The sequence below is a fragment of the Neisseria sp. HMSC03D10 genome, from assembly GCF_001807625.1.
GTDB classification, from domain to species: Bacteria; Pseudomonadota; Gammaproteobacteria; order Burkholderiales; family Neisseriaceae; genus Neisseria; species Neisseria mucosa.
In genome coordinates, this window is sequence record NZ_KV789594.1 from 1 (window position 1) to 2,626 (window position 2,626).

General features: G+C 51.1%; 3 protein-coding genes and 1 tRNA gene. 3 read left to right on the top strand and 1 reads right to left on the bottom strand.

All coding sequences use genetic code 11. The features are described from left to right. Positions 1-261: 261 nt before the first annotated feature. Positions 262-337, bottom strand: a tRNA-Glu gene (locus tag HMPREF3066_RS09810). 155 nt (positions 338-492) lie between these two features. Between HMPREF3066_RS09810 and HMPREF3066_RS09815 the strand changes: the two genes are divergently transcribed. The 3 genes from HMPREF3066_RS09815 to dcd all read left to right on the top strand — a co-directional run bounded on the left by HMPREF3066_RS09815 (position 493) and on the right by dcd (position 2,510). After that, positions 493-1,392 carry a recombination-associated protein RdgC gene (locus tag HMPREF3066_RS09815; protein WP_009312388.1) on the top strand — a complete coding sequence of 300 codons (900 nt, stop codon included), beginning with the start codon at positions 493-495 and terminating at the stop codon, positions 1,390-1,392. A gap of 63 nt (positions 1,393-1,455) precedes the next feature. After that, positions 1,456-1,872: an MORN repeat-containing protein gene (locus tag HMPREF3066_RS09820; RefSeq protein ID WP_070442587.1), complete on the top strand. Its 417-nt coding sequence runs from the start codon at positions 1,456-1,458 to the stop codon at positions 1,870-1,872. A gap of 71 nt (positions 1,873-1,943) precedes the next feature. After that, positions 1,944-2,510: a dCTP deaminase gene (dcd, locus tag HMPREF3066_RS09825; RefSeq protein ID WP_003741335.1), complete on the top strand. Its 567-nt coding sequence runs from the start codon at positions 1,944-1,946 to the stop codon at positions 2,508-2,510. The last annotated feature ends 116 nt before the right edge of the window (positions 2,511-2,626 follow it).

Below are 2,626 nucleotides of genomic sequence, written 5' to 3' on the forward strand. Positions count from 1 at the left end.
CTGTTGTGTAAACAACGCGACGATTTTCTACAGTTGAAGGAAGCATGTGCAGTATAAGCGCGATTTGGCGGAATTTTATTTAACCGTCTAATGCAATTACTGATGCAAATCCAATGCAATCATAGCCAAAAACAAACAGAAAACGAACTACTCAGAACAAATTGTAAAGATAAATTAACAAAATAATACTGAAATCAAATTGTTAATTTTAAGGAAAAAAATAAACCCTCACTATTTCTAAGTAAGGGTTTATTGAAAATCTGGCACGCCCACGGGGATTCGAACCCCGGTTGCCGCCGTGAAAGGGCAGTGTCCTAGGCCTCTAGACGATGGGCGCGTAACCGAGTTGCGAACTATACATAAGCGTTAAAACGCTGTCAACGGGTTGGGCGTTTTTTATGGTCAAACTCATTTCAGACGACCCTTCTGTGCCTTATCTTTGTATCCGCTTTGCCTGTATAATGCCGCTTTTAATGAAAAGGAAAACAAACCATGTGGTTCAAGCAGATCAGTTTTTATCCGCTCAACAAAGAAAAGCTGCCCGAAGCGGACGTACTTGCCGACAAACTTGCAGAGGCTGAATTTACCCGCTGCCAAGGTTTGGACTGGTCCAGCGAGGGCTTTGCCGCACCGGTTTCGTTCTCTCCCGAACTCGTTTTCCCTGCCGACTTTACTTTGCGCGTCGCCCTGAAAAAAGAAGAAAAAGTCCTGCCAGCCGGCGTCATCCGCGATATTTTGGAAGAGAAGGTGGCGGAAATCCAAAACAATGAAGCCCGCAATGTCGGCCGCAAGGAAAAACAAGAGCTTAAAGAGCAAATTACAGACGACCTGCTGCCCCGCGCGTTTACCCGCAGCAGCCGTACTGAAGCGGTGTTCAACACCCGCCACGGCTATCTGCTCGTCAACAACGCGGCTTCCGCCAAAGCGGAAAACATCCTGACCAAGCTGCGTGAAGCTTTGGGCGGTTTGGAAGCCTCGCTGCCGAATACCAAGCAATCGCCCTCTTCCCTGATGACCGAGTGGCTGTTGCAAGGGCATTGCGAAGGCGGTTTTGAATTGGACAGCGATTGCGAACTCAAAGGCGTGGGCGATGTTGTTCCCGTCGTCAAAGTGTCCAAACAAGATTTGACCGCCGATGAAGTGGTCCAACACGTCAAAAACGGCAAAACCGTGACCCAGCTCGGCTTGGTGTGGCGCGAACAAATCGCCTTCATCCTCACGCAAGACTTCACACTCAAGCGCATTCAATACCTCGACGTATTGCAGGAAGAAGCCGAAAGCAACGGCGACGATGCCGCCAGCCTTGCCTTCGCCTCGCAAATCCTGATGGCGGAATCCGTCAGCACCATGTTGGAAGAGCTGGTTTCCTATTTGGGCGGCTGGCAAGACTAATTTTTCAGACGACCTTTACACGATAAAAGGTCGTCTGAAACCTACCTCCGATGGACAACCTTTATGTTTAAACACTTCGCATTCCTGCCGCTCGCCATTATGCTTGCCCTCCCCGCTTCGGCCGCCGTCCTGACTTCCTATCAGGAACCGGGCTGCACCTACGACGGCGATGTCGGCAAAGACGGCAAACCCGCCGGCAAAGGCACATGGCGCTGCCAAGACGGGCGCAGCTACACCGGCGCGTTTAAAAACGGCAAATTCGACGGACAAGGCGTTTACACCGTCTCCGCCAACCGCGAAACCTTCATCGAACCGTTCAATTCCAACAGCACCAAGTTCCGCAACATGGTACTGTTAGGCACGTTCAAAAAAGGCCTGGCACACGGCAAATTCACCGCCTCGCAAAACGGCGAAACCGTCTTCATCATGAAATGCGAAAACGGCATGATTAAAGAAGTGAAACTGCCCAAAACCAAATAACCCCGTCCCGCATTTTCAGACGACCTCTCCGCAGACGCCGTCTGAAAACCGCAAGAAACAAGGAAAACATTATGAGCATCAAGTCCGACAAATGGATACGCCGCATGAGCGAAGAGTTCGGCATGATCGACCCCTTCGAGCCGAACCAAATCAAAGAAGCCAACGGACAGCGCATCATCTCCTACGGCACGTCCAGCTACGGCTACGACATCCGCTGCGCCAACGAATTTAAAATTTTCACCAACATCAACAGCACCATCGTCGATCCCAAAAACTTCGACCCGAAAAACTTCGTCACCGTCGAAGACGACTGCTGCATCATCCCCCCTAATTCCTTCGCGCTGGCGCGTACGGTCGAATACTTCCGCATCCCGCGCAACGTCCTGACCGTCTGCTTGGGCAAATCCACCTACGCCCGCTGCGGCATCATCGTCAACGTCACCCCGTTCGAGCCGGAATGGGAAGGCTACGTTACCCTCGAATTTTCCAACACCACCCCCCTGCCCGCCAAAATCTACGCCGGCGAAGGCGTGGCGCAAGTCCTCTTCTTCGAGAGCGACGAAATCTGCGAAACTTCCTACAAAGACCGCAACGGCAAATACATGGGACAAACCGGCGTTACCCTGCCGAAAACCTGATAATTGGATAAGCCGGCAAAATATAGCGCGTTTCATTTTGCTGCACATAAAATGCAGGCACGATACAAGAAGGTCGTCTGAAATCTGAACTGCACCCCAAAAGTTGGACACATCCC